Source organism: Lacrimispora xylanisolvens (assembly GCF_002934545.1).
GTDB lineage: Bacteria > Bacillota > Clostridia > Lachnospirales > Lachnospiraceae > Lacrimispora > Lacrimispora xylanisolvens.
In genome coordinates this window covers 59736-84193 of sequence record NZ_PTJA01000005.1, presented here as the reverse complement: position 1 = coordinate 84193, position 24458 = coordinate 59736, and the positions used below count along the sequence as shown (strand labels likewise).

The 24458-nt window shown below is 42.0% G+C and carries 19 protein-coding genes and 1 tRNA gene; 17 read left to right on the top strand and 3 right to left on the bottom strand.

Annotation, left to right across the window (positions count from 1 at the left end):
• Nucleotides 1-95: 95 nt before the first annotated feature.
• From BXY41_RS10770 to BXY41_RS10735, 9 genes are all read left to right on the top strand, one after another.
• Entirely contained in the window at nt 96-1454 is a 1359-nt protein-coding gene (locus BXY41_RS10770; protein WP_104436849.1) for an ABC transporter substrate-binding protein, read from the top strand.
• 97 nt (nt 1455-1551) lie between these two features.
• Entirely contained in the window at nt 1552-2406 is an 855-nt protein-coding gene (locus BXY41_RS10765; protein WP_104436848.1) for a carbohydrate ABC transporter permease, read from the top strand.
• Nucleotides 2406-3230, top strand: a complete 825-nt coding sequence (locus BXY41_RS10760; RefSeq protein ID WP_104436847.1) for a carbohydrate ABC transporter permease — start codon at nt 2406-2408, stop codon at nt 3228-3230. Before BXY41_RS10765 ends, BXY41_RS10760 begins: the two co-directional genes overlap by 1 nt.
• 80 nt (nt 3231-3310) lie before the next feature.
• A complete protein-coding gene (locus BXY41_RS10755; RefSeq protein ID WP_104436846.1) occupies nt 3311-5047 on the top strand; it encodes a sensor histidine kinase in 1737 nt (578 codons plus the stop codon).
• A 19-nt stretch (nt 5048-5066) separates the two neighbouring features.
• On the top strand, nt 5067-5840 hold the full coding sequence (locus BXY41_RS10750; RefSeq protein ID WP_104436845.1) for a response regulator transcription factor: 774 nt from the start codon (nt 5067-5069) through the stop codon (nt 5838-5840).
• A gap of 23 nt (nt 5841-5863) precedes the next feature.
• Nucleotides 5864-6979: a glucuronyl esterase domain-containing protein gene (locus tag BXY41_RS10745; RefSeq protein ID WP_242980163.1), complete on the top strand. Its 1116-nt coding sequence runs from the start codon at nt 5864-5866 to the stop codon at nt 6977-6979.
• Between the two features lie 169 nt (nt 6980-7148).
• Nucleotides 7149-8081, top strand: coding sequence for an ABC transporter permease (locus BXY41_RS27015; RefSeq protein ID WP_207657067.1), 933 nt, complete (start codon nt 7149-7151; stop codon nt 8079-8081).
• A gap of 54 nt (nt 8082-8135) precedes the next feature.
• A complete protein-coding gene (locus BXY41_RS27010) occupies nt 8136-8984 on the top strand; it encodes a carbohydrate ABC transporter permease (protein ID WP_170072333.1) in 849 nt (282 codons plus the stop codon).
• A 14-nt stretch (nt 8985-8998) separates the two neighbouring features.
• A complete protein-coding gene (locus BXY41_RS10735; RefSeq protein ID WP_104436843.1) occupies nt 8999-10756 on the top strand; it encodes an extracellular solute-binding protein in 1758 nt (585 codons plus the stop codon).
• Between the two features lie 8 nt (nt 10757-10764).
• On the opposite strand, the gene BXY41_RS10730 is transcribed toward BXY41_RS10735, so the two are convergent.
• Together BXY41_RS10730 and BXY41_RS10725 are read right to left on the bottom strand one after the other, a co-directional pair.
• Nucleotides 10765-12327 (bottom strand): response regulator, encoded by a 1563-nt coding sequence (locus BXY41_RS10730; RefSeq protein ID WP_104436842.1) that lies wholly within the window; start codon nt 12325-12327, stop codon nt 10765-10767.
• Between the two features lie 3 nt (nt 12328-12330).
• Nucleotides 12331-14115, bottom strand: coding sequence for a sensor histidine kinase (locus BXY41_RS10725; protein WP_170072316.1), 1785 nt, complete (start codon nt 14113-14115; stop codon nt 12331-12333).
• 245 nt (nt 14116-14360) lie between these two features.
• Between BXY41_RS10725 and BXY41_RS10720 the strand changes: the two genes are divergently transcribed.
• The 5 genes from BXY41_RS10720 to BXY41_RS10700 all read left to right on the top strand — a co-directional run bounded on the left by BXY41_RS10720 (nt 14361) and on the right by BXY41_RS10700 (nt 20512).
• Complete coding sequence (locus tag BXY41_RS10720; protein WP_104436840.1) at nt 14361-15371, top strand: LacI family DNA-binding transcriptional regulator; 1011 nt, start codon at nt 14361-14363, stop codon at nt 15369-15371.
• 145 nt (nt 15372-15516) lie between these two features.
• Nucleotides 15517-16770: an ABC transporter substrate-binding protein gene (locus BXY41_RS10715; RefSeq protein ID WP_104436839.1), complete on the top strand. Its 1254-nt coding sequence runs from the start codon at nt 15517-15519 to the stop codon at nt 16768-16770.
• 16 nt (nt 16771-16786) lie between these two features.
• Nucleotides 16787-17662 (top strand): carbohydrate ABC transporter permease, encoded by an 876-nt coding sequence (locus BXY41_RS10710; RefSeq protein WP_104436838.1) that lies wholly within the window; start codon nt 16787-16789, stop codon nt 17660-17662.
• Nucleotides 17659-18480, top strand: a complete 822-nt coding sequence (locus BXY41_RS10705) for a carbohydrate ABC transporter permease (RefSeq protein ID WP_104436837.1) — start codon at nt 17659-17661, stop codon at nt 18478-18480. Before BXY41_RS10710 ends, BXY41_RS10705 begins: the two co-directional genes overlap by 4 nt.
• Nucleotides 18481-18517: 37 nt before the next feature.
• A complete protein-coding gene (locus BXY41_RS10700; RefSeq protein ID WP_104436836.1) occupies nt 18518-20512 on the top strand; it encodes a glycoside hydrolase family 31 protein in 1995 nt (664 codons plus the stop codon).
• 162 nt (nt 20513-20674) lie between these two features.
• On the opposite strand, the gene BXY41_RS10695 is transcribed toward BXY41_RS10700, so the two are convergent.
• Nucleotides 20675-20745 (bottom strand) — tRNA-Trp (locus BXY41_RS10695).
• A gap of 467 nt (nt 20746-21212) precedes the next feature.
• On the opposite strand from BXY41_RS10695, the gene BXY41_RS10685 reads away from it, so the two are divergent.
• The 3 genes from BXY41_RS10685 to BXY41_RS10675 all read left to right on the top strand — a co-directional run bounded on the left by BXY41_RS10685 (nt 21213) and on the right by BXY41_RS10675 (nt 24445).
• On the top strand, nt 21213-21455 hold the full coding sequence (locus BXY41_RS10685) for an HPr family phosphocarrier protein (RefSeq protein WP_104436834.1): 243 nt from the start codon (nt 21213-21215) through the stop codon (nt 21453-21455).
• Nucleotides 21456-21555: 100 nt separating this feature from the next.
• Nucleotides 21556-23952, top strand: a complete 2397-nt coding sequence (locus BXY41_RS10680) for an ATP-dependent DNA helicase (protein ID WP_104436833.1) — start codon at nt 21556-21558, stop codon at nt 23950-23952.
• Entirely contained in the window at nt 23936-24445 is a 510-nt protein-coding gene (locus BXY41_RS10675; protein ID WP_104436832.1) for a GNAT family N-acetyltransferase, read from the top strand. Before BXY41_RS10680 ends, BXY41_RS10675 begins: the two co-directional genes overlap by 17 nt.
• Nucleotides 24446-24458 lie beyond the last annotated feature (13 nt).

Genomic DNA, 24458 nt, shown 5'->3' with positions numbered 1-24458 from the left:
ACAGCCAAATATTCATATATAACCAGACGCTTTGGTCTGCTAAAATATAACTATCATGCAACATCAAAAATGATAGTCTACAAGGAGGATGTATTATGAGAAAAATGTATTTGAAGCGGGTTTCTGCTCTTTTACTCGCTGGTCTGATGGCTGCAACTGCCACCGGATGTTCAAAAGGCAGCAAGGAAGAAACCACCGTGGCCGCAACGGAAGAGACCACAAAAGCAGAGGTAAAGGAATCAGAAAGCCAGAGCAAGCAGGCTGCGGGAGGGGATGCCGTAACACTGCGACTGGTACATTATATGGGAGAGCAGTCCAAACGAGATGCACTGGATGCCATGCTGGAAGCATTTAAAGCAGAATATCCCAGCATCAATGTTGAAGTAGAGGTAGTAGCCTCCTCTTCCTATGTTGCAACTTATAAAAACTACATAGCAGCAGGAGAAGCTCCTGACATCATGTTTGGAAAACCGCAGACCATGAAAGAATTCGTAGATGGCGGATATTTCATGGACCTTTCCAATGAAGAGTGCATGAAAAATGTACTTCCCATGTTAAAAGATGAATGTACTGTAAACGGTGGCGTTTACGGCTTCCCTCTGGATGCACAGGTAAAGGCATGCTTCTATAATAAAAAGATGTTTAAAGAAGCGGGTGTTGAGGTTCCAAAGACCAGAGAAGAATTCTTTAAGGTAGCGGATACTTTTAAAGAAAAAGGAATTAACCCCTTTATTCATCCATACAATTTCATTCATGGAGTCTTCCATGAGTTAGATTCCTTCTTTACTTCTATGGCTGTTGGTACCGATAATAAGACAGTCTGGAAAGATTCCCAGGAGGGAACCAAAGAATTATCTGATAATGCAGTTGTGAAAGACGCAATGGAGATGTTCTCCAAGTTTGCATCCTATAAAGATGCGGGAGATACCGCTGTTGACCAGACACAGGGAATTCAGAACTTCGCAGCAGGTCAGAGACCGATGTACATGAACGGCGGATGGCTTATGGGCGATGTAATGGCTGCAAGCCCTGACGGAGAATTTGGTATGTTCCCGACTCCATGGTCTGATAAGCCAGAAGATAATAAGCTTTGGGTTGGTATTGACGATGTATTCGTTGTATCTTCCCAGACAGAGCATAAGGACGAAGTAATGGCGTTACTCAGCTTCTTCGCCAATGAGCAGTCTTCCAAGATCTGGATGGAGACAGCAAAGCTTATGACAAGCAATGTAAATGTGTCAACGGATGATTCCGATGAATTCATTAAGGAAATCAAATCTTATATCGATAACGATATGATAGTATCTAAGAGTCAGGTTCCGGATTATACATCTGAGTACAGCACCGCGTTCCGCACCAAACTTCAGGAATTTGTCACATTAGATGACAGTAAGCGTGATGTTACCAAGCTGCTCCAGGACATTGATTATGAGATCGCATCCATTCGACAATAGTTATTTGAAGTGATGACATAAAATCAGAAAGTCAGGGTGGCAGTGTAGCGGGAGCTATATGACTCCCTGACTTTTCTATATCCAAGTTGGAGGCAGTATGAACCGAAAAATGAAAAAACAGCTTCAGGAGTTTACTTTTATTATGCCAGCCCTGGTTATGTTTGCAATCTTTGTCGCATATCCGTTCCTGCAGGGGTTTCCCATCTCTTTTACCAAATGGGATGGAATGAGTCCAAACAAGGCATATGTGGGACTTAAAAATTACATCAGAATTTTTCAGGATGCAAATGTAATGAATGCCGTTAAGAATACATTGCTGTTTACGGCCGTTACAATGGTTTTTTCCAATCTGCTCGGTCTGCTGTTTGCCCTGATGATATCAAAGAAATCAAAACTGAATAATGTTTTGAGAACCTGCATCTTTATGCCCTACTGCCTCAGTCTTGTGCTTTCCTCTTATATCTGGCGGTATGTGTACAGTGATGTGTTTTATGATAAATTTGGAATTGCCAGCCCTCTTGGAAGCACAACCTGGGTTATGATCGGTCTTGCAGTGATATCTGTATGGCGGGATGCAGGATACTGCATGGTGGTTTACATCGCGGCAATTCAGGGAGTATCAAAAGATTATTACGAGGCGGCAGAGTTGGAGGGAGCCACATCCTGGCAGAAATTCAAAGCAATCACGTTCCCCATGATTGCTCCGGCAGTCACTGCTAATTTCACTCTTTTACTTGCATGGGGAATGAAGGTATTTGATTATCCCATGGCAGCAACGGCAGGCGGTCCCGGAAGGGCGTCGGAAACAGTGGCAATGTTAATTTACAACAACTTGTTTACATACTTTAAAGCAGGCTACGGACAGGCGATTGCAGTGGTATTTACCATATCCATTTTTGTAGTCAGCACGCTGGTTTCAAAAACCTTAAGAGCCAGGGAGGTGGAGATCTGATGAATAAGAAACAATTGAAATATGTGTCTGTGATTGTAAAACTTGCAATGACACTGCTTGTGATCAGCCCATTTTATATTGCTCTGATCTATTCTGTAAAATCCAAGCAGGAGATGGTGACAAACCGTCTGGCATTTCCAAAAACCATCCACTGGGACAATTTTACCAGAGCCATTGAAACTTCTAATTTTGGTCTGGCACTGAAAAACAGTCTGGTTACAACAGTACTTGCAGTTATATTTATAACACTGATCTGTACCATGGCTTCTTATATTATTGCAAGAAAAAACAACCGTTTTTATAATCTGATCTATTACCTTTTTGTAGGCGCCATGATTATTCCGTTTCAGTCAATTATGACACCGCTCTACATTGACATGACCAGATGGAAGCTGTTAAATACCCTTCACGGCTTTATCTTTGCAAAGATCGGTTTTCAGATTGCATTTACGGTGCTGCTGGTATCAGGTTTTGTAAAGAGTATTCCAAAGGAATTAGAGGAAGCTGCTTCGATTGACGGTGCAGGCATGTATTCAGTTTTCTTTCAGATTGTATTTCCTCTGATGAAACCCATTGTTTTGACCTCTATTGTATTAAACGCACTGAATGTATGGAATGATTTTCAGATGTCTTTGACGTTGCTTCAGCAGAAACAGGTACGCAACATCCCCCTGACACAGTATTTCTTCTTTGGTGAGAACAGCATAGAGCTGGGGCTGGCATTTGCTCTCTTTATTCTTTCAGTCATACCCATATTAGCGTTATATTTAACGCTGCAAAAATATATTATCGGTGGCATTACCCAGGGTGCGGTGAAAGGTTAAGCTGGAAAAATCTGCCCCTGATCGGGCGTTGACATTCTTTTGCCAAGTTGCTATAGTGGGAAAAGACGAGGGGGTATATTATGGAATCTGCAGAAGAACGCATCCGGTTCAGGAAGACACTTTATTTTAAAATGATTGCAGTGACGGCGCTGCTGGGACTTACATTTCTGGCTGCTCTCATTTGTATTTACCACGTGACATGCAAATGGTTTAAGACAGAACTGACCTATCAGTCCGACACATTAACGGAACAGATCTGCAGGAATGTAGACATCTCTCTGACGGAACTGATGGAGGGTACCATTCCTTTAACGGCAACGAATCAGCGTCTGACCCCCATGCTTCGTACGGTTACAGGACCGGATAAAGCAGATGACCCATTTTTAAAGCCCAGATTGAGAAAACAGCTGGAAGAAATGCTCAGTACCAATTATGACATCAACTGGGTATCTGTAATCGACCTTTCCGATACCGTTTATCTGGCATGCCGGGACAGCAGACCCAGGGAAGGAAGACCCAGTGAAGAATCTGTTCTGAAGCTGTATCATGATAACAAAGAAGATGTGTCTCATCGCCCAGGCAATACCATATGGACCAGGAGTGCCAGTGATGATGGTATCATTCTGATGCGTTATTTATTTGATGAGACTACCATGAGATTCAGCGGCTGTGTGATTGCAGAACTTAAAAACACAATGTTAAAAGAGATTTTTCAGGATATAGACAGCAGTAAAGTGGGAAATTTTGCACTTTATGATATAAACGGAAATCTTTTATTTACCACCAGTGAACGAGATCATTTAAAGGCAGGAACAGTCCACAGAGAAGAAAAGAATAATTATTTATATGCCGAATATCAGGTCAGCCGGGGAAGGATTAAAATTGCTCACGAGGTAGATTTAAAGGCAAAGAACAGCCGGTTTTCTGATTTACTTTATTTTGTATCGTTCATCGGACTCTTTATCTTTGTGCTGATTATCATCTTTCTGTGGCTGATGTTTGGGAATATGGCAGGCAATCTCCGGATTCTGCTGCGTAACATTACCCGTGTATCAAGAGGCGATTTTAAGCTGGAACCCACATCATTTTCAAAAGGTGACCAGATGGACCTTATCTCTGAACATATCAGTGAGATGGCGGGCAACATACAGTCATTAATGGCTCAGATCAGCAGTGCAAAGGAGATACAGCAGCAGAATGAATATAAGCTGCTGGAGTTTCAATATCATGAGCTGCAGGCTCAGATCAATCCTCATTTCCTGTTTAATATACTTCAGTCCATTCATGGAATCGCGCAAATTAACGGAGATAAGCAGGTGAGCAGGCTGATCGGTCTGCTGGCGAGATTTTTCAGAAGAAACATAGAGCGAAGCAAGAATACCTGCACGTTAAATGCAGAGATGGAATACATAAAAAATTATACAGAACTTTATAAAAATATTTATCCGGACAGGCTGGAAGTGGAGTGGGAGGTAGATGATTTACTTCCTGACAGGATGGTGCCCAGTTGTATTTTACAGCCGATTGTAGAAAATTCACTTGTTCATGGGATGGAGCCCAAAATAGGACTTTGTACAATCCGTATTTCCGTCTATAGTGAGGAAGAAAGACTTGTCATAAAAGTCTGGGATAACGGGCTTGGCATTCCTCCGGAAAAGCTTGTAACACTGTTTGAGAGCAATGAAGAAAAAAAACGGATTGGAATTAAGAATGTAAAGGATCGGATTCAGCTGATGTACGGACCTGATTACGGTTTATGGATCGAATCAGAGTATCTTCATTATACAGAAGTCAGACTGGAAATTCCTTTGGTATAGTAAGGGGAGGGGGAGCGTTATGTACTCGGTAGTAGTGATAGATGATAATAAAATAGCAGTGACAGCAATTGTGAAAGCCACCAACTGGGAATCATTTCATTGCCAGGTGACGGGAGTGGCTTATGACGGGATTGCAGGTCTGGAGCTGATTCATAAAAAGAATCCGGATATTGTAATCATCGACATACAGATGCCGGGATTTAACGGGCTGGATATTATAGAAAAGATCAAGCAGCAAAGACAGGACATGCAGTTTATTATTATATCCGGATACAATCAGTTTGAGTATGCGCAGCGGGCGATCCGGTATGGAGCCAGCGATTTTCTCTTAAAGCCTGTTATGACGGAAGAGATGGAACAGGCACTTGAAAAAGCGGTAGGGGCTATTATGAAGAAAGAACGGTTTGCAGCAGAAAAAACGCCGGATACTCTGGAGGAACGGATCCGCTTTATCAGACAGAAAAGCCAGGAGTATTCAACTGCAGTATCAGAGGCACTGGATTACGTTGATAAGCATATTAACCATAATATTTCTCTGGGAAATATTTGCCGTGAGCTGTTAATATCCACCTCTTATTTCAGCAAGTGTTTTAAGAAAGAGACAGGGGTTGGATTTGTTAATTACGTCACCATGGTAAAAATGGAAAATGCCAGAATTCTTCTAAAGAACCCACAGAACCGGGTAAATGAGGTGGCACATATGCTGGGATACCGGGATTACTCCTACTTTTTCCAGGTGTTTAAAAAACAATTCGGCTATGCACCTAGTGATATCAAACTTTACAGTAAGTGAGAAAAAAGGAGATTTCAATGAATATGCCTGAAAATAAAAGAAATATACCCTCTGTTCTGACTTGCATGGATGGAACAGAGGTGACAGATTGGGAAATTTGGATGACAAAACGCAGACCAGAGCTGCTTGAGCTGTTTAAGAACGAGGAATACGGTCGTTTGCCAGATGTAAGCGATATGGAACTTCATATCCGGGTTGCTGATTCCAGGCAGTCTGAGGAGATTCTTCAGGGTAGGGCGGTGAGAAAAACTGTGGAGGTTTTAGCTGTCCGCAAGGGAATTCATTTTAGCTTCTGTTTCGTTGTATTCATTCCTACAGGTGCCATAAAGCCAGTGCCTGCATTTGTGACCGTATGCAATCGCGGGATCAAGGACAGTGACCCTGCAAGACATTTTTTAAGCCCCTTTTATCCGGTTGAGACCATAATTTCCAGAGGATATGCCTGTGCTGCCTTTCGTACCCAGGAGGTCTCCCCTGATTATGAGGAAGGCTTTACAACTGGATTTTCAAGACTGTTTCCTGAGTATGTAACCAACAGGCCTGACGATGCATGGGGGGCAATCACTGCCTGGTCCTGGGCAGCAAGCCGGATCATGGATTACTTTGAAACAGAGCCTTTGATCGATGAGAGAAGAGTGGCACTGGTGGGACACTCCAGGGGCGGGAAAACGGCTCTTTGGGGGGCTGCCCAGGACGAACGCTTTGCTATGGCTGTCAGCAGCTGTGCAGGAAACAGCGGAGATGCGCTGTCCAGAGGAGCAAAGGGGGAGAGGATTAAAGATATTTTAACCCGCTTTCCATACTGGTTTAGTAAGAATTATCAAAAGTACATAGATAAAGAAGAAACACTTCCTTTTGACCAGCATATGCTGCTGGGGCTAATCGCCCCAAGGCTGATCTATACCTCTTCCAAGACCTTTGATAAATGGGCAGACCCGGAGGGGCAGTTTGAATCTCTGGTGCAGGCAGACCCGGTATATCGCCTGTTTGGAATTGAGGGACTGGAGACCAATAAAAAGCCTTTGCCGGAGCAGCCGCTTTATCAGGGAAGGATCGGGCATCATTATAAGACAGGAGATCACGATATGGATGAATATGACTGGAACTGTTATTTGAATTATGCGGACATTCATCTTTAATAAGCAGTAAATAAAATACAGAGTGGAAATCTGATTCTATGGATTTTCACTCTGTTTTTTTAACCTCTAAAAAGTGGGGCAGTTTTGCTCTGATTATGATGGTTAACCCAGTGACTCCCTTCTACTATAATAGTATTATTAAAGTAAGAAGCAGGAGGAAATGTGGACTATGAGATCATTACCATCTGGAAAAACTCCAAGAAGCACGGTCCAGAGCCGCAGATTGTTCTATTGCATTCTACCATTTATCATTCTATGTTTTCTATTTTCTTATTTCCCGCTTTATGGCTGGATTTACGCATTTTTTGACTACAAGCCTCCGTTAAAGCTGTCACAATGTGACTTTGTTGGCTGGAAATGGTTCAAGACCCTGTTTGCTAACAAGACGCAGATCGGGCAGATGATACAGGTTATGAAAAATACCTTTGCAATGAGTCTTCTTGGTATTGCAACTTCTATTCTGCCCATGGGATTTGCAGTTTTTCTAAACGAAATACAATGCAAGTGGTTTAAAAATCTGGTTCAGACGCTGACAACTCTGCCGAATTTCATCAGCTGGGTGCTAGTATACTCGGTGGCGTTTTGCCTGTTTACTGACAGCGGAATGATCAATAACTTTTTGTTTAGCCACGGTATGATTCAGGCACCGGTTAAATTTCTTGACAGTGATGCCCATACGTATCTATGGATGACGATGTGGAATCTTTGGAAGGGGCTTGGCTGGGGAGCCATCATGTATCTGGCTGCAATTGCAGGGATTGACCCCGAGCTTTACGATGCGGCCCGTGTGGATGGAGCCAATCGGTTCCAGCTGATGAAACGCATTACGGTTCCATGTCTGCTTCCCACGTTCTTTGTATTGTTAATGCTGTCAATCGCCAATTTTTTAAATAACGGTATGGACCAGTATTACGTATTTCAGAATTCTTTTAATAAGACACATATCCAGGTACTGGATCTTTACGTATATAACGTGGGTATGACAGGCAGCAGCTTATCACTGGCAACTGCCATCAGTATGCTTAAGAGTCTGGTCAGTGTCACCCTGCTGCTTACTGTGAATTTTGTTTCCAAAAAAACCAGAGGTGAGGCCATTATTTAGGAGGGAAGAGCCGTGACAGTAAGAGAAAGAATTTTTCACATCGTCAATTATCTGATGTTCGGAATCATCACACTGATTTGTGCATATCCGTTTTATTACATGATTATCAATACCATCAGCGCCAATGATTTAAGTGCCAACGGATTCATTAATTTCCTGCCAAAAGGATTCCATCTGGAGAACTACAAACAGGTGCTGGGGCTGCGTGGACTTTCTGCAGCTGCTGTGGTTTCTGTTGCCAGGACGATTTTAGGAACTGCATGTACCGTGTTCGCCTCGGCATATTTAGGCTTTCTGTTTACACAGGAGAAAATGTGGCACCGGAAATTCTGGTATCGTTTTTTTGTGATTACCATGTACTTTAATGCAGGTCTGATTCCCATGTTTATTACCATGAAGACACTCCATCTGACCAATTCATTCTGGGTGTATGTGATCCCCACCATCATACAGCCGTTCTATATTATACTGGTTAAAACTTATATTGAGTCAATTCCAAAATCTCTGCAGGAAGCAGCGGAAATTGACGGGGCTGGGATCCTTACTGTTTTTGCAAAAATTATTCTGCCAGCAGCTCAGCCGATTATGGCAACTGTGGCCATTTTTGCAGCGGTTTCCCAATGGAATTCGTTTCAGGATACGCTAATCTATGTAACGGATCAAAGATTGTATTCTCTGCAGTATCTGTTATATACATACATTAATCAGGCCAGTTCCCTGGCGGCAATGGTGAGAAGCGGAGGGACAGGTGCAATAAGCGGGGCAGTTCTTGCCAGCAGGCAGACGCCATCCTCCATACGAATGACGGTTTCGGTAATTGTGGTGCTTCCGATTTTATTTATTTATCCCATATTCCAAAGGTTTTTTGTAAAAGGAATTATGATTGGTTCTATAAAAGGTTAAGGAGGAGAGGTAAGATGAGAAAGAAACAGATCAGTGTGATCCTGTGTGCAGTCCTGGCTGTCATCGCTGTATTAGCTGGGTGCAAAAAAGAGGCGTCTGTAGAAAATACGACAGGCAACAGCAGCTATGATAAATTAATTACAGTGGATGTATTTGATACGCTTGCAAATTATCAGGGAATCCAGAGCGGATGGTTTGCAAAAGTTGTAAAAGATAAATTCAATATGGAATTAAATATCATTGCTCCCAATGTGGCAGGCGGGGGAGATACCTTGTTCCAGACACGTTCCGCAGCTGGCAATTTAGGAGATTTAATAATTACTAAAACCGAGAGCGGCCGTTTTGAAAATATGGTAAAAGCCGGACTTTTAATGGATATGGCTCCGCTTTTAAAAGATAAAAATATATATAAAAATTATGAAGATGCAATTTTAAATATGAATAAGGGGTTGGTGAAGGAGGGCATTTATGCCATTCCCAGTGAAATTTCCAGTCAATCCCCCAAAGTATCCGCAGAAGGAATTGAGCCGCTGGTGGCACCCTACCTTCGCTGGGACGGATACAAGGCAATCGGTTACCCTGAAATGAAAACACTGGAAGACATGATACCTGTGATGAAGCAGCTGCAGGAGCAGATACCTAAGAGTGATTCTGGTAAGAAAACTTATGCCCTTTCTCTGTTTAAGGATTGGGATGACAGCATGATGGTGATTGCCAAGAATTATGCCTCTTTATATGGTTATCAGGAAATAGGGTTTGTAATGGAAAAATACGATGGAAGTGACTTCCAGAATATCGTTGATTCAGACAGTTATTATGTAAAAGCGCTGCATTTTCTCTTTAATGCCAATCAGGAAGGGCTGATCGATCCGGAATCCACAACTCAGAACTATGATATTTTGTCGGATAAATACCGTGATGGACAGGTGCTTACCTCCTTATGGTCCTGGCAGGGGCAGAGCTACTATAATACACGGGAACGAAAGGAAGAAGGAAAAGGCATCATGCCTGCTTTCATTGAAGACATGGCACCTTATACCGATGGCTGTTATTCTATGGGGAACGGTAAGGCCGTTATTGCCATCGGCAGTCAGACGAAAGACCCGGAGCGCCTAGCAGATTTTATCGATTGGATGTATTCTCCGGAGGGAATGGAACTGTTAGGGCAGGCAAACGGCGCCGCAGGTCCCAAGGGACTGACCTGGGAGATGAAAGACGAAAAGGCAGTTTATACGGATTATGGCTGGAAGGCTCTTCCTAACAATGATGTGCCCGTGCCGGAAGAGTGGGGAGGCGGCAGCTGGAAGGACGGTGTGAGCGCTTTGAATTATAAACCGTTAGCATTGGTGGATACGGACCCACTGACGAATGAGCCTTATTTAACCACGATGTGGAGTTCTGTGCTTGAGATGAATGATACACCGCTGGATACTGACTGGCAGACGTATGCACAAGGGGCAAAAACAACCATTGAATTACTGGAAAAGAAAGGAGCTCTTGCGGTAGCACCAGGCACTTCCTATATTCAGCCGAAGGAGAGCTCCGACATCACAACGCTGCGGGGACAGTGCAAGGCAGTAATTGTGGATGATTCCTGGAAAATGGTCTTTGCAGCAGATGAGGCCGAATTTGATTCTGCGTTACAGCATATGCAGGATACAGTGGGAGGTCTGGGCTATGATCGGGTGCTGGAAGTGGATTTAAAGAATGCAAAAGACCGGGCAGCTGCCAGAAAAACCGCAATGGATGAGTATAACCGGCGCAGCAATTAAAAAATGGTTCACGGGGCGGACATTTTTATGTCTGCTCCGGTTTGCGTTCTCCGGTATTCTGCTGGGCTGATACCCGTATATTTCCTGAACTTTTTATGAAAATAATCCACATTTCCGTATCCCACCAGTTGGGCGATTTCATAGACTTTATAACGATCGTCCATTAAAAGGCGCATTGAGTTTTCGATACGTATTTCATCTAACCAGGCGTTAAAACTCCTTCCTGTGGTTTTTGTGAAGACTTTTCCCAGATAGGAACTGTTGTAGCCAAACAGCTCTGCAATGATGCCCAGCTTTAAATTCTCCTTATAATTATTGCGGATATATTGAAGGATATTATCCAATATACTGTCCCGGGTGGGAGAGCCAATGGCATTCATACACATCTCAAACTGGAGAGCAAAGTAATCCAGAATTTCATAAAGATAATATTTCTCTTCAATTGTGTTAATAATGGCTGCGTTATTAGGAAACATTGTTTCACGATTCCCATAAGCGTAAAAAATACTGGATTTTACCTGTATCATAATATCGGCCAGATAGTGTCTGATGCTGGATATTTCCAAGTCAGAGCAGTAGAAAACCTGACGGAGATGATCCAAAACTTCCAGCATCATACAGCGGTTCCCAGACTGTATGTAGTTGGAAATCTGTTGTGAATATGTATTTTCCGTATTAAAAACGGTTTCCTGAGACTGGAATCTGTGGGGGATATCTTTATAACACAGTACATGCTGGTTAAAACTGCAAAAGAAGCGCCTTTTCATAAGCTGCTGTGCATCATAGTAAGAAATATGAATTTGTTCAATGGAACAGACCGGACGCCCGTACGTAAGAAATAAGGCATCCAGTGGAGACCCTTTCTGGGGGTGGTTTATGTAGCGGTCTGCAAGTTCTTCAAATCGTTTAAGAGCAAAATCCCCCTTTAAAAGAATGACGTTATGGTTTTCAATCCGGATATAGTCCAGAGAATTGTGGTTATGGTTTGCCAGACGCAGGATTCCGGCAAAATCCCAGGTGGACTGTGAGCATTCCTGCTGATAGCTGGTATAGAGAACAACCTGATAAACAGAGGCTTCTAATTGCAGATCATGGCAGTCAGGCAGTGGGTAAGAGGCCTGATTACTAAGAATGTCATGTAAAATAGATTCTCTCGCCCGATTTCGGTACTGAACCAGCCTTTCTTGTTTTTTTTGCTCCTCTGTGAGAAGCGCTCTGGCGTTCAGCACTGCTTTTTCCAGCTCTTCTTCGTCAATTGGTTTTGTGAGATAACTGGTAACGCCAAAGCTCATGGCTTCCTGGGCAAAAGTGAAATCTGAAAAACCACTGATAATGATAAATATACCAGCAAAGCCCTCCTCTTTTGCAATCCTCACTACTTCCAGCCCGCTTAAACGCGGCATGCGGATGTCCATCAGCACAATATCAGGCTTGAGTCTGCGGATCTGATTCAGAGTATCCTGACCATTTTTTCCTTCGCCGCATATGGTAAAGCCAAGTAAGGACCAGTTTAGAAGGCAGCGAATGCCTTCTCTTACATCTATTTCATCATCAGCAATTAGAAGCTTCATAATTTAAGTCCCTCCCATATATTTTTGTGCGGGTATTACCATTGTTACCAGGGTTCCCATTGATTTCTTTGATTTGATGTCCAGACCAAATTCAGATCCATAGTAAAGCTGGATTCTCTGATTGATATTATAAAGACCGATCCCGTGGGAAGAGTCGCAGGGGGGCTGACCGATCCCCAGGTTGATCTGCTCCAGTTCCTTTGCAGTCATTCCGCAGCCGTTATCAAATATCTGAATGCGCAGTTTTTCCTCTCTCAGGCAGATCTTCACAATGATTTTCCCGTTCTGTTCTACATCCTCCAGTCCATGAAGGAGTGCATTTTCAACAATTGGCTGTAAGAGCAGGGGGATAATCTGGTAATCCTGGAGATTTAATTCATGGTGTTTTTTCAGGAAATAATTGACCCGGTCATGAAATCTTAATTTCTGAATACCCAGGTAAGTCTCGATGTAATCCAGCTCCCCAGCAAGGGAAGTGACGGAAGTAGTGGTATTTTCCAATACATAGCGCATGGATTTACCTAAGAGTTTAATTCCATTTGCTACTTCTGTGTTGCCGGCTTTCAGTGAGCGCATGCGTATGGTTTCCAGTGTATTGTAAAGAAAGTGGGGATTGATCTGTGAAGAGAGCATTTTAAATTCCATTTGCTGCTGTTTATTAATTAAGTCCTGAGTTTTAAGCTGCGCCTGATAAAATGAAGTCTCTTTTTTTAGAATCTCATGTATCATCAGCTTCAGATCAAAAAATACATCAGAGATTTCATCTGTGCCGTGGAAACTGTCTGTAATTTCGTAGTCTCCCTGGCTGGCTTTATGCATGCTTTCCCGAAGTGTAACAATACGGAGGCTGAAATAATGAGAGAATACACAAATAAATACACTGGTTATAATGAGGACCATACTCAGTATTACGATATAAATGCCGGTAATCCGATTAAGATATGGATAACCTTCATAGCTTAAGGAGGCCATATAAAAGTTGTCCTCACAGTAGAACGCAGAGAGTGATGAAATGGTGCCGATGACGATTTCATTATCCAACTTAATATTCCCTGAATACGTGCCAGTTCCTCCAGTATCATAACCGTATCCCTCTAGTCCGGCAGTTTTTGCCTGCTTGTCACTGGTATAGAATATGCCTTCGTTATTAAGCCATATGACGGTATGCATGGAACTGTTTTCAATGCGGTTTCGGATATGATTGCTGCTGACTGTAAGCTTTAAAATGGCATAGCTGTGATTCTTTGGCAGAAAGATGCGGGTATATAGGCATAGATTTTGCGTCTCCGTACCATATCGCTTGCTTTTCTCCAGTTCCTCTGTCCAAAAAGGGGTCACGGAGGAACAGGCACGCTTAAACCATGGTTGTTTCTGGTTGGTGTCCGTAAAGGGATGAATGTGCGTGCTGTCTGCAATGGTGGGATTCCAGGTATACACGTCAATGCTGCGGAGTGAGGCGTCACCAGAAAGAAGTGTTTCAATCCCATTATAAGCATGAATAGCTGTCCTGCTTTCGTCTGGAGTAGAGTATTGTGTACTTAGCAGTTTGATTAAGTTCTGGTCAGAGACCAGTGTCTGGGACTTGTTGTAGATATTTCCTGTCAGATCAAGGATTAGGGATTTTATACGGAGATTATCGGAATAAGTCTGCTTGGAATAGTGATCGAACAACTGGGCTCGGGTATGGCAGATCAGATAACCGCCAACCGTTGTAACCGGAATAAAAATGGCAATAAAAAAGAACAGATACAGTTGCTTCTGTACCCTCACCTTAGTAAAAATATCCATAAACCGCTTCCCTGTCATATACTCCAATCCTTTAACCCCTGCGATGTTTCTCCATTATTATATTATAACGCTATTTGCCAGGAAAGAATAGAATATTGGGAAAAAATACAAATTGTTATATAAGTTATTTATTTATTTTACCTTCTGTTCTATAATGAAACTGTATTGGTTGCACGATTCTATAAACCAGGAAGAGGGATCAATCTGAAGAATAAATCTCATAATGCAGAATTGGAGAAATTATTATGGTCAGGATTAAGGATATAGCAGAGTACGTGGGAGTCAGTACCACCACCGTTTCCAATGTGATACATGGAAAAGAACAGAGAGTTTCAGATAAAACCAGAAAAAGAATTGAAGAAGCAGTCAGTAAGATGGGATATGTGCCTAGTATGAGCGCCCTGATGCTGGCACAGGAACGGTCCGGTATTATTGGTGTGATCCTTCAGAATAAAGAAGAGGACAGCAGGCCTGCGCTGGCTGATCCTTATTATAGCGAACTGGTAGGATATCTGGATCAGTTTATTAAACTGAATCATCATTTCATGTTGATGATTACCGTACCGGATGTAAAAGAAATTATCCGGCAGACCATAGCCTGGAATCTGGATGGTCTTATCGCCTGTAATCTTCAGGAAGATTTTCTTATAAGTCTTCATGAGCACTGTGAAAAGCCGATTGTATCCGTAGATACCTATATTAACAGAAAAAACAATTATATTAATATCATGACCGATGATTTTGATGGAGGTTATCAGATAGGGAAATATCTGACCTTAATGGGACATCGAAAGATTCTAATGCTGGCTGACAATGACCGGGGAGTAGACCATTACCGGTGGCTTGGGTTTAAGAAAGCGCTGCGGGAAAGCGCAATAGAGGTTTTACAGAACCAGCACATCATCTTATCCCCCATCTATCAGGAGCGTATGGAACAGATAGAAAAGATGCTGCCATTGTTCCAACAGCACACGGCACTGTTTTTTGCATCGGATTTCTATGCGTTGGAAGCTTGTTCGGTTCTGCGGGATATGGGATTCCGGATTCCGGAAGACATCTCAGTAACTGGATTTGATGATCTTTTATATGCACGGTTGGCAAAACCCAGACTCACTACAATGCATCAAAGCATAGAAAAAAAAGGAGAGATGGCGGTTATGGCGCTGCTGAGCCTGATTAATCAGGAAGAAAGGCAGGAATGGATCCTTCCTGTTCAGCTTATTGAGCGGGAGTCCGTGAAACGCATTAAGCCTTAATTGTAAAAAAGTGCACAAAATATAAATAGTATATTAAGCTAAATTGATGGTTATGCGCATAACTTATTGACACAGGCAATATGCCTGTGTTATTTTATATCCGTAGGTTATGCGCATAACTAAAATATAAGGGAGGACTATCAAAATGAAACGTAAAATCACTGTAATGGGAACTATGGTTGTGTTGGCTTTAACTTCTGTGGTACTGGCCGGATGCGGGAAGAAAGAAAAAGAGATAGAATTTTTTTCATCCAAATCAGAAAATGCAGCTGTCCTGCAATCCTTCGTAGATACGTTCAATCAGGAGCATACGGACAGTGGTGTAAAAATCGTATTAAATACACCTGCCGATCCTGGAACCGTATTAAAGACCAGGCTGGCGAAAAATGATGTTCCGGATATCATGGCATTGGGCGGTGATAATAATTATACAGAGGTACAGTCGGCTGGTGTGCTGGCAGATTTAAGCGGTGAAAGTTATATAGATGGCATTCAGGAATCTTATATGCAGATGGTTTACGATGTACAGAAGGGAAAAGAAGCAATCCCTTATGCAGTCCCCTATGCGGCCAATGCCTCCGGTGTACTCTATAACACAGATAAGTTTAAAGAACTGAATCTGGAGATACCAAAGACCTGGGATGAATTTATGAAGGTGGTCAAAACGATTGAAGATGCCGGAGAGGAACCGTTTTTATTCACCTTTAAAGATGCCTGGACCGGACTTTGTCCATGGAACAGTATGGCACCTGACCTGCAGCCAAAAGGATTTACCGATGAACGGCGTGTAGGGACAACAACCTTTGCAGCCACCCATCAGGAAATTGCAGAAAAATATCTGGAATTGTTAAAACATGCACAAAAGGATTTTATGGGAACCACCTATGATGATGGCAATAAGGCATTTGCCAATGGAAAAGGTGTTATGATGATCAATGGAAACTGGGCGATTAATCAGTTTACCAATGCGAATTCCAGTTTTCATGTAGATATGTTTGCCCTCCCTGCTTCCAATGATCAGTCAAGGAATTATGTGACCTCCGGTGTAGATGTGCTGTTTTGTGTTAATAAAGATTCTAAAAACCTGGATATTGCAAAGGAATTCCTGGCATTTTTACTGGAGAAGAAAAATGCCCAAACCTATATCGAGAATCAGTTTGCATTCTCGGCAGTAAAAGGTATTGAACAGACTGATGCTCGTGTGGCAGGTGTGAAAAAGGATATCGAAAATGGAAAGGTGGCAAACTTCCCCGATCATTATTATCCAATGGCGTTTAATCTTTCTGCCATTTTATCAGAATATTCTTTAAACTATGTAAATGGAATGGATGATGCAAAAAATAGTGCGGCTTTTCTTGCTGATTGCGATAAAAAATATGATATAGCCAATGTAGAATAGCAGATGAGGCCTTAAAATGAAAAAGGAAAAAATATCAGTAGATCTAATATATTTTATCATCGTAGGAGTCATGGCAGGATTATTTTTCCTGTTTCATACCGTATCCTTTCTGAAGGGCGTTTTTTACAGCTTTACAGACTGGAAGGGTTACGGTGCCTGGAATTTTGTTGGATTGCGCAATTATTTGCAGATTTTCCGGGATGGTGACACCATTCACGCGTATGAATTTACGTTTCAATTTGCAATTATCTGTACCATACTGGTGAATGTCATCAGCCTGGCTCTGGCCTGTGCCTTAAATGCAAATATCCGGTTCAAGGACTTTTTAAAAGGTGTTTACTTTCTACCGTATATGCTTGGAAGCATCATCGTGGGCTTCATCTTCAACTTTATTTTTGCAAATTTGATTCCGGCGCTGGGGCAGACCCTGGGCATAGAATGTCTTAGCGTAAATATTCTGGGGACCACCAGTGCAATCTGGGGAATCGTTATAGTCACCATATGGAGTGGCTGTGCATTTAATACGCTGATTTACATATCCGGTCTCCAATCTGTTGACACAGATGTATATGAGGCAGCAGCATTAGACGGAGCGAATGGTTTCCGAAGATTTTCCAGGATTACGTTTCCGTTGCTGGCACCATCCTTTACCATTAATATGGTTCTTGCGGCCAAAGGCTATCTGATGGTATACGATCAGATTATGGCAATGACAGATGGTGGTCCGGGAACTACCACTACTTCAATCGCAGTATTGATCTATAAAAAGGGATTTGGAGGAGGTCAGTTTTCCTACCAGATGGCCAATGCAGTCGTATTATTCCTCGTTGTCGTCGCCGTTTCTGTATTCCAATTAAGAATTCTGGAGAAAAGGGAGGATAAAATTGGATGAAGCGTAAATCAAATGATTTCGTAACAGTACTGTTGCTAGTGGGCGCATTGATCATCATACTGCTTCCCCTTTATCTGACATTAATAATTGCAATTAAAGATCCGTCAGATATGAATCAGGTGCTGGCTCTGCCAAAGAAAATCAGACTGCAGAATTTTTCTGATGCATGGAATATGACACAATACCCGCGTAAGTTCTTTAATACTTCATTTATCACATTGATAAACCTGATGTTTACGTTGATTACCAATTCTTTTGTAGCGTATGCCATAACACGAAACAGAAAAAAACATGTGTTTTTCGGCATCATGTATTACTATTTTGTCAGTGCCATGTTTATCCCTTTCTGTGTCATAATGCTTCCTCTGGTAGTACAGATTAATTATTTCCACCTGGATAATATTTTTGGAATTACATTTTTGTATATTGTATTTGGGTTGCCAATGAATACCTTTATTTACAGCGGGGCAGTAAAAAATATTCCTGAAGCCCTTGATGAAGCAGCAAAAATAGATGGAGCGAATCCGCTTCAAATATTCACTTATGTAATTTTTCCCGTATTAAAACCAACTACGGCTACGGTTGCCATCCTTTCCTTTATGTGGACGTGGAATGACTTCACCATGCCCCTGGTATTATTAAGTGATAAGAATCAACAGACTTTGCAGCTGGCTCAGTTTGTGTTTAAGAGTCAGTTCTCTGTAAATTACAATCTTGCATTTGCTTCCTACCTGATGGTGATCGTGCCGATTTTAATTGTGTATCTGTTCTGCCAAAAGTGGATCATGAACGGCGTCGTGGCAGGAGCAGTAAAATAAGTGCAGAATATCAAATGAATTATGAGGAGTAAAGGATATGATAAAGAGATATACATATGGAACACCTTTCCAGACAGAAGCAGTAGTAAAGAACATTATTTCAGAAAATGAACTATGCCCTTATGAGCAGAAGGGGGATTCGTTGATCTTTCGCTTTGATATGGAAGAAAACGATATCGTCTACGGGCTTGGGGAGCAGGTGCGGGGTATCAATAAACGGGGCTGGAAATATATCAGCAATTGCAACGATGATCCGCTCCATCAGGAAGATAAACATAGTCTGTACGGAGCACATAATTTTTTTGTATTAAAGGGAAAAAGAGCTGTTGGCATTTTTGTGGATTTTCCAGGAAAAATAACCTTCGATGTTGGTTTTAGCAGGCTGGACGAAATCCGAATCATCCCGGAAAGAACAGATCTGGATATCTATGTAATAGATGGAGAATCTGTTTCTTCTATAATAAAAGAATTTCGTCAGCTGATCGGACGGAGTTATATTCCACCATTATGGGCATTTGGATACGGTCAGAGTCGTTGGGGATATAAGACGGCAGATGAGGTAAGAACTGTGGCAAAACGGTACAGGGAAAATAACATCCCCATCGACAGTATCTATCTGGATATTGACTATATGGAACGATATAAAGATTTTACGGTAGATAAAAAGGCATTTGCAGACTTCCCGGCCTTTGTTAAAGAAATGAAGGAGCAGAAAATCCATCTGGTTCCAATTATTGATGCAGGTGTAAAGATCGAGCCTGGATACCAGGTCTATGAAGAGGGGGCAGCCAACAATTATTTTTGCAAGGACGAAGACGGCAATGATTTTGTAACGGCAGTATGGCCGGGAAGGACTCATTTTCCAGATGTTCTCAATGAAAAAGCAAGAGAATGGTTTGGTGATAAATACAAATATCTCATGGATCAGGGAATTGAGGGATTCTGGAATGATATGAATGAGCCTGCCATATTCTATACCGATGTGCATTTGAAAAAAGTCTTTGAGGATATTGAGCTGTTTAAGCAAAACGATAATATGGATTTAAACGATTGGTTCGCATTCCAGGATCTGATCAAAGGAATTCCGAACAGTGAAGAGGACTATAAACGGTTCTACCACAACGTTCATGGAAAAAAGGTACGACACGACCAGGTACATAATCTGTATGGCTATTATATGACGAGAGCAGCCGGAGAAGCTTTTGAAAAGTATGAACCGGACAAACGGATTCTGATGTTTTCCAGATCGTCTTATATTGGGATGCACCGTTATGGCGGTATATGGACCGGTGATAATAAGTCCTGGTGGTCTCATCTGCTTTTGAATATTCAAATGATGCCTTCTTTAAATATGTGCGGAATTCTTTATACCGGTGCAGATATAGGAGGCTTTGGATCGGATACAACAGAAGATCTGGTTAAACGTTGGCTGGCATTTGGTGTATTCACACCGCTTATGAGAAATCATTCTGCCCAGGGGACCAGAGAACAGGAGTTGTATCAGTTTATAGGGACAGAAGGCATGAAAAAGCTAATTGAAGCAAGATACCGGCTGCTTCCATATCTCTACAGTGAATATATGAAGGCAGCTCTAGAAGATGAGCTTTACTTCCGTCCGTTGTCCTTTGATTACCCGGATGATGAGATGGCTGTACGATCTGAGGATCAGCTTATGGTAGGAGAGAGTGTGATGATTGCGCCTGTCTATACACAGAATGCGAAAGGCCGGAATGTATATCTGCCCGAAGATATGAAGATGATTACGCTGGGAGAAGGAGAAGAGCTTGATGGTACTGTCTTAGAGAAAGGCTGGCATTATATTGATGTTCCTATGGATTCCATTGTGTTTTTCCTTAGACCGGATCATATCTTACCGCTGTCAACAGGAGGTGAAAATGTAGAAGAAGTTGATTTTGAAAATCTGCAGGTGGTTTCCTATGTGAAGACTGATGCAGTTTATCAGTACTATCATGATGATGGTTGCGGGAAGGATTATCAGAATCCGGAAAATTACCGGTTAATCCGGGCATAGGCTTCAACTAACCGGAAGTTCTAAACCATGTCGCATTTTTTCATTTATCTATCAATATCTTTAAGTCAAAAAAATCCCACATCACAAAACTGTGATGTGGGATTTTCTTGACTTAATGCTATTGCCATGATTGATTCAGGATTTTTTACGATAATAACTTAGCAGGGGAAGAGGGGCTCGAACCCCCATTTACGGTTTTGGAGACCGTTGCTCTACCATTGAACTATTCCCCTAGATGGTTGAATTACCTGCTCACTCGAGCACTTTGAAAGTATAGCATAGAACATTTTATATTGCAACAGTTTTTTTAAAAAAATAAAAAATTTGAGACTTAACAAACTTAACTTTCCACATTTTCATTAAGAGAATAAAAAAATAATTTTGCTGTTCATAAATAATTGTTTGTGGTAAAATGAATCTATTAATCCGCTTAAATCCAGGCGGTTTGTTTGGCGTTTTTGATAAAAATATAACATAAAAATAGTGAATTTGAATTATGAAAAAAGGGCGATGCAAAGAAAATTCCTTCTAAATAATTTGTCTTAGTAAAAAGATGCTTAATTCTCACAAGTTTTTCTTGTGCGAATTACAAATAATGCACAAAAACATGCAATATAATCTTATATGAAACAGAATTTGACAAATGACGTCAAACATGTTATAAGTACTTCATAGCTATTATAGAAAAGGGAGTCTGCTCATGAAACAGTTTAAGATTATATTGCCAACAGTTGCTGAGGCCAAAATGTTTGTTGCTGCTGCTTCCAGGTGTAATTTCGACATAGACGTATTTTACAATCGAGTAATTATTGACGCAAAGTCTATATTAGGTGTTTTAAGCTTGGATTTATCCCAGATTCTTACTGTCCAGTTAAACGGAGCAGATGCAGAATTTGAAAAATACTTAAAAAAATTAGCTCCGGAAAACAGCTCAGCAGCATAAACGATAAAGCAACGAAAAAGAGGGAATTGCAGCCATATGGTATGCAGTTCCCTTTTTTCATCAGTGAACGGGGTATGGATTGCAGGAAGGAGGAACCGGAATGGAGCAGGAAGAAAAAAAGATCTTAAGTATATCCGTCAGGAATCTGGTGGAATTTGTGCTGCGTTCCGGAGACCTGGATAACCGCCATAATTTTGCTGCGGAGAAGAATGCCATGCAGGAAGGCAGCCGGATTCACAGAAAGATTCAGCGCCGTATGGGAGCGGATTATAAAGCCGAGGTAACATTGAAACATGTGGTAGAGGAAGATCAGTTTCAGATTCTGGTGGAAGGCAGAGCGGATGGGATCATTGATAAACCGGACGAGCTGATCATAGATGAAATCAAAGGAATCTATCTGGATTTGTCTTATCTGGAGGAGCCCTTTCCTGTTCATCTGGCCCAGGTCATGTGTTACGGATATTTTTACTGTTTTGATAAGCAGAGGGACGGGGCAGTGATGCAGGTGACCTACTGCAATATAGAGACAGAAGAGATCCGCCGCTTTCAGACAGAGAAGTCCTTTGATGAGCTGGAAGCCTGGTTTCAGGGACTGATTCATGAATATGTGAAATGGGCCAGGTATTTATACAGCCATGGAATCAGAAGAGATGAATCAATCCGGGAACTGGAGTTTCCATATCCCTACCGCCAGGGACAGCGGGAATTGGCGGTATCGGTATTTCGCAGCATTCAAAGAAAACGGAATTTATTTATTCAGGCTCCCACCGGAATCGGGAAGACCCTTTCCACCGTTTTTCCGGCTGTAAAGTCCATTGGAGAGGGACTGGGGGATAAACTCTTTTATTTAACGGCAAAAACCATTACAAGGGGAGTTGCGGAAGAATCCTTTGATATTCTTAGGGAAAAAGGCCTTTATTTCAGTACAGTCACCATTACAGCCAAGGAAAAACTCTGTTTTCTGGATAAGCCGGACTGCAATCCCGATGCATGCCCCTATGCCAAGGGACATTTTGACCGTGTAGGTGATTGTGTCTATGATATCATTCACAACGAATTTGGCATTACCAGAGATGTAATATTGCGTTATGCTACAGAATTCCGTGTCTGTCCTTTTGAGTTGTGCCTGGATATCAGCAACTGGGTGGATGGGGTGATCTGTGATTATAATTATGTTTTTGACCCTGATGTCCGGTTGAAACGATATTTCTCAGAAGGGATTACCGGAGAGTATTTATTTTTGGTGGATGAGGCCCATAACCTGGTTCCAAGAGCCAGGGAAATGTACAGTGCATCCATCTGGAAAGAGGACTTTCTTCTTATTAAAAAGATAATAAAGCCCATGAACGAAAAAATAGGCCGTTTACTTGACCGGTGCAACAAAGAGCTGCTGGAAATGAAACGCCAGTGTGAGGGGTATCACATTTTGGAAGATGTCCGTTTCTTTATTACCAGTGTCATGAGTTTATTTGGGGAAATGGAACTGTTTATGGAGAAAAATTCCGAATTTGGAGACAGGGATCTGGTATTGGATTTCTTCTTTGATTTGAGGAAGCTTCTTAATATTTATGACCGTCTTGATGAGAATTACCGGATTTATACAGAACTCATGTCCGATGGGCGATTTATGCTACGGTTTTTTTGCGTAAATCCGTCTAAGAATCTGCAGGAGTGTCTGAAAAAAGGGAACAGCACCGTGTTTTTTTCTGCAACCCTTCTTCCGGTTTCCTATTATAAGGAACTGCTAAGCGGAGATCAGGAGGATTATGCTGTCTATGCTCATTCACCTTTTGATCAGGATAAGCGTCTATTGATGGTAGGAACAGATGTAAGCAGCCGTTACACAAGAAGAAACCGCAACGAATACCGGAAAGTAGCTGATTACATCAGTATGATCGTATCTGCGAAAAAAGGAAATTATATGGTTTTTCTTCCATCTTATCAGTATTTAAAAGAAATCGAGACCATTTTGCCGGAACGGATCAGCCATGGAGACTCGGTTACCTGCTCTGCACAGGCATCCCATATGAACGAGCAGGAAAGGGAGGCGTTCTTAATGGAATTTTCAAAAGAGCGGGATGATTCCTTTGTGGGTCTGTGTGTGATGGGAGGTGTTTTCTCCGAAGGAATTGATTTAAAGGAGGAGAGACTGATTGGTGTGATCATTGTGGGAACCGGACTCCCCATGGTCTGTACGGAACAGGAGATTTTAAAGAATTATTTTGAAGAAAAGTCGTCAAAGGGTTTTGATTATGCCTATCAGTATCCTGGCATGAACAAGGTCATGCAGGCTGCCGGAAGAGTCATCCGAACAGCAAGGGATGAGGGGATTATTGCCCTTTTAGACGAACGTTTTACCCGGCCTGAATATCAGGCGTTATTTCCCCGGGAATGGGACAGCTTTTATGAAGTGAAATTAAAGAGTGCCAAAGAGGTTGCCAGACAGTTTTGGGACAACCGGTTAGTGGAGGAGAAAGAGGATGGAATACACACTTAGATTACGACCGTATAAAAGAGAGGATGGAACGTATCTGCTAAACTGGCTCACAGACCGCCGGATGCTTGGTATGTGGTGCAGAGATCATTTTGCATTTCCACTGTCTGCTGATCAGCTGGACCGTTATTACAGGGATCTGGAAAAGGATTCCCGTTCTTTTGGTTTTACCGCGTTAAATGAAAAGGGAATTCCGGTGGGAAGTTTCCGCATGTCCAGAGTGGATTATGAAAAGAAGAGCGTTCACCTTGGTTTCATCGTCATTGACCAGAGCTTGCGGGGCCAGGGACTGGGCGGACAGATGGTTTCTCTTGCAGTGGGTTACGCCAAAGATTTTCTGGGAATGGAACGGATCACGCTTAATGTATTTGACTGCAATCCCGGAGCAAAACGATGTTATGAGAAAGTGGGATTTCATGAGGAACAGTTTAAGAAAGAAGATTTTGCCTTTGAAGAGGAAAAATGGGGGATCTACCTGATGGTTTATGATAAATGAAAATAAAAAGCTG

Excerpts from the sequence above, each read along its gene's own strand:
- BXY41_RS10770 (WP_104436849.1), top strand. The coding sequence starts at position 96 with ATGAGAAAAATGTATTTGAAGCGGGTTTCTGCTCTTTTACTCGCTGGT.
- BXY41_RS10765 (WP_104436848.1), top strand. The coding sequence starts at position 1,552 with ATGAACCGAAAAATGAAAAAACAGCTTCAGGAGTTTACTTTTATTATG.
- BXY41_RS10760 (WP_104436847.1), top strand. The coding sequence starts at position 2,406 with ATGAATAAGAAACAATTGAAATATGTGTCTGTGATTGTAAAACTTGCA.
- BXY41_RS10755 (WP_104436846.1), top strand. The coding sequence starts at position 3,311 with ATGGAATCTGCAGAAGAACGCATCCGGTTCAGGAAGACACTTTATTTT.
- BXY41_RS10750 (WP_104436845.1), top strand. The coding sequence starts at position 5,067 with ATGTACTCGGTAGTAGTGATAGATGATAATAAAATAGCAGTGACAGCA.
- BXY41_RS10745 (WP_242980163.1), top strand. The coding sequence starts at position 5,864 with ATGCCTGAAAATAAAAGAAATATACCCTCTGTTCTGACTTGCATGGAT.
- BXY41_RS27015 (WP_207657067.1), top strand. The coding sequence starts at position 7,149 with ATGAGATCATTACCATCTGGAAAAACTCCAAGAAGCACGGTCCAGAGC.
- BXY41_RS27010 (WP_170072333.1), top strand. The coding sequence starts at position 8,136 with ATGTTCGGAATCATCACACTGATTTGTGCATATCCGTTTTATTACATG.
- BXY41_RS10735 (WP_104436843.1), top strand. The coding sequence starts at position 8,999 with ATGAGAAAGAAACAGATCAGTGTGATCCTGTGTGCAGTCCTGGCTGTC.
- BXY41_RS10730 (WP_104436842.1), bottom strand. The coding sequence starts at position 12,327 with ATGAAGCTTCTAATTGCTGATGATGAAATAGATGTAAGAGAAGGCATT.
- BXY41_RS10725 (WP_170072316.1), bottom strand. The coding sequence starts at position 14,115 with ATGGATATTTTTACTAAGGTGAGGGTACAGAAGCAACTGTATCTGTTC.
- BXY41_RS10720 (WP_104436840.1), top strand. The coding sequence starts at position 14,361 with ATGGTCAGGATTAAGGATATAGCAGAGTACGTGGGAGTCAGTACCACC.
- BXY41_RS10715 (WP_104436839.1), top strand. The coding sequence starts at position 15,517 with ATGAAACGTAAAATCACTGTAATGGGAACTATGGTTGTGTTGGCTTTA.
- BXY41_RS10710 (WP_104436838.1), top strand. The coding sequence starts at position 16,787 with ATGAAAAAGGAAAAAATATCAGTAGATCTAATATATTTTATCATCGTA.
- BXY41_RS10705 (WP_104436837.1), top strand. The coding sequence starts at position 17,659 with ATGAAGCGTAAATCAAATGATTTCGTAACAGTACTGTTGCTAGTGGGC.
- BXY41_RS10700 (WP_104436836.1), top strand. The coding sequence starts at position 18,518 with ATGATAAAGAGATATACATATGGAACACCTTTCCAGACAGAAGCAGTA.
- BXY41_RS10685 (WP_104436834.1), top strand. The coding sequence starts at position 21,213 with ATGAAACAGTTTAAGATTATATTGCCAACAGTTGCTGAGGCCAAAATG.
- BXY41_RS10680 (WP_104436833.1), top strand. The coding sequence starts at position 21,556 with ATGGAGCAGGAAGAAAAAAAGATCTTAAGTATATCCGTCAGGAATCTG.
- BXY41_RS10675 (WP_104436832.1), top strand. The coding sequence starts at position 23,936 with ATGGAATACACACTTAGATTACGACCGTATAAAAGAGAGGATGGAACG.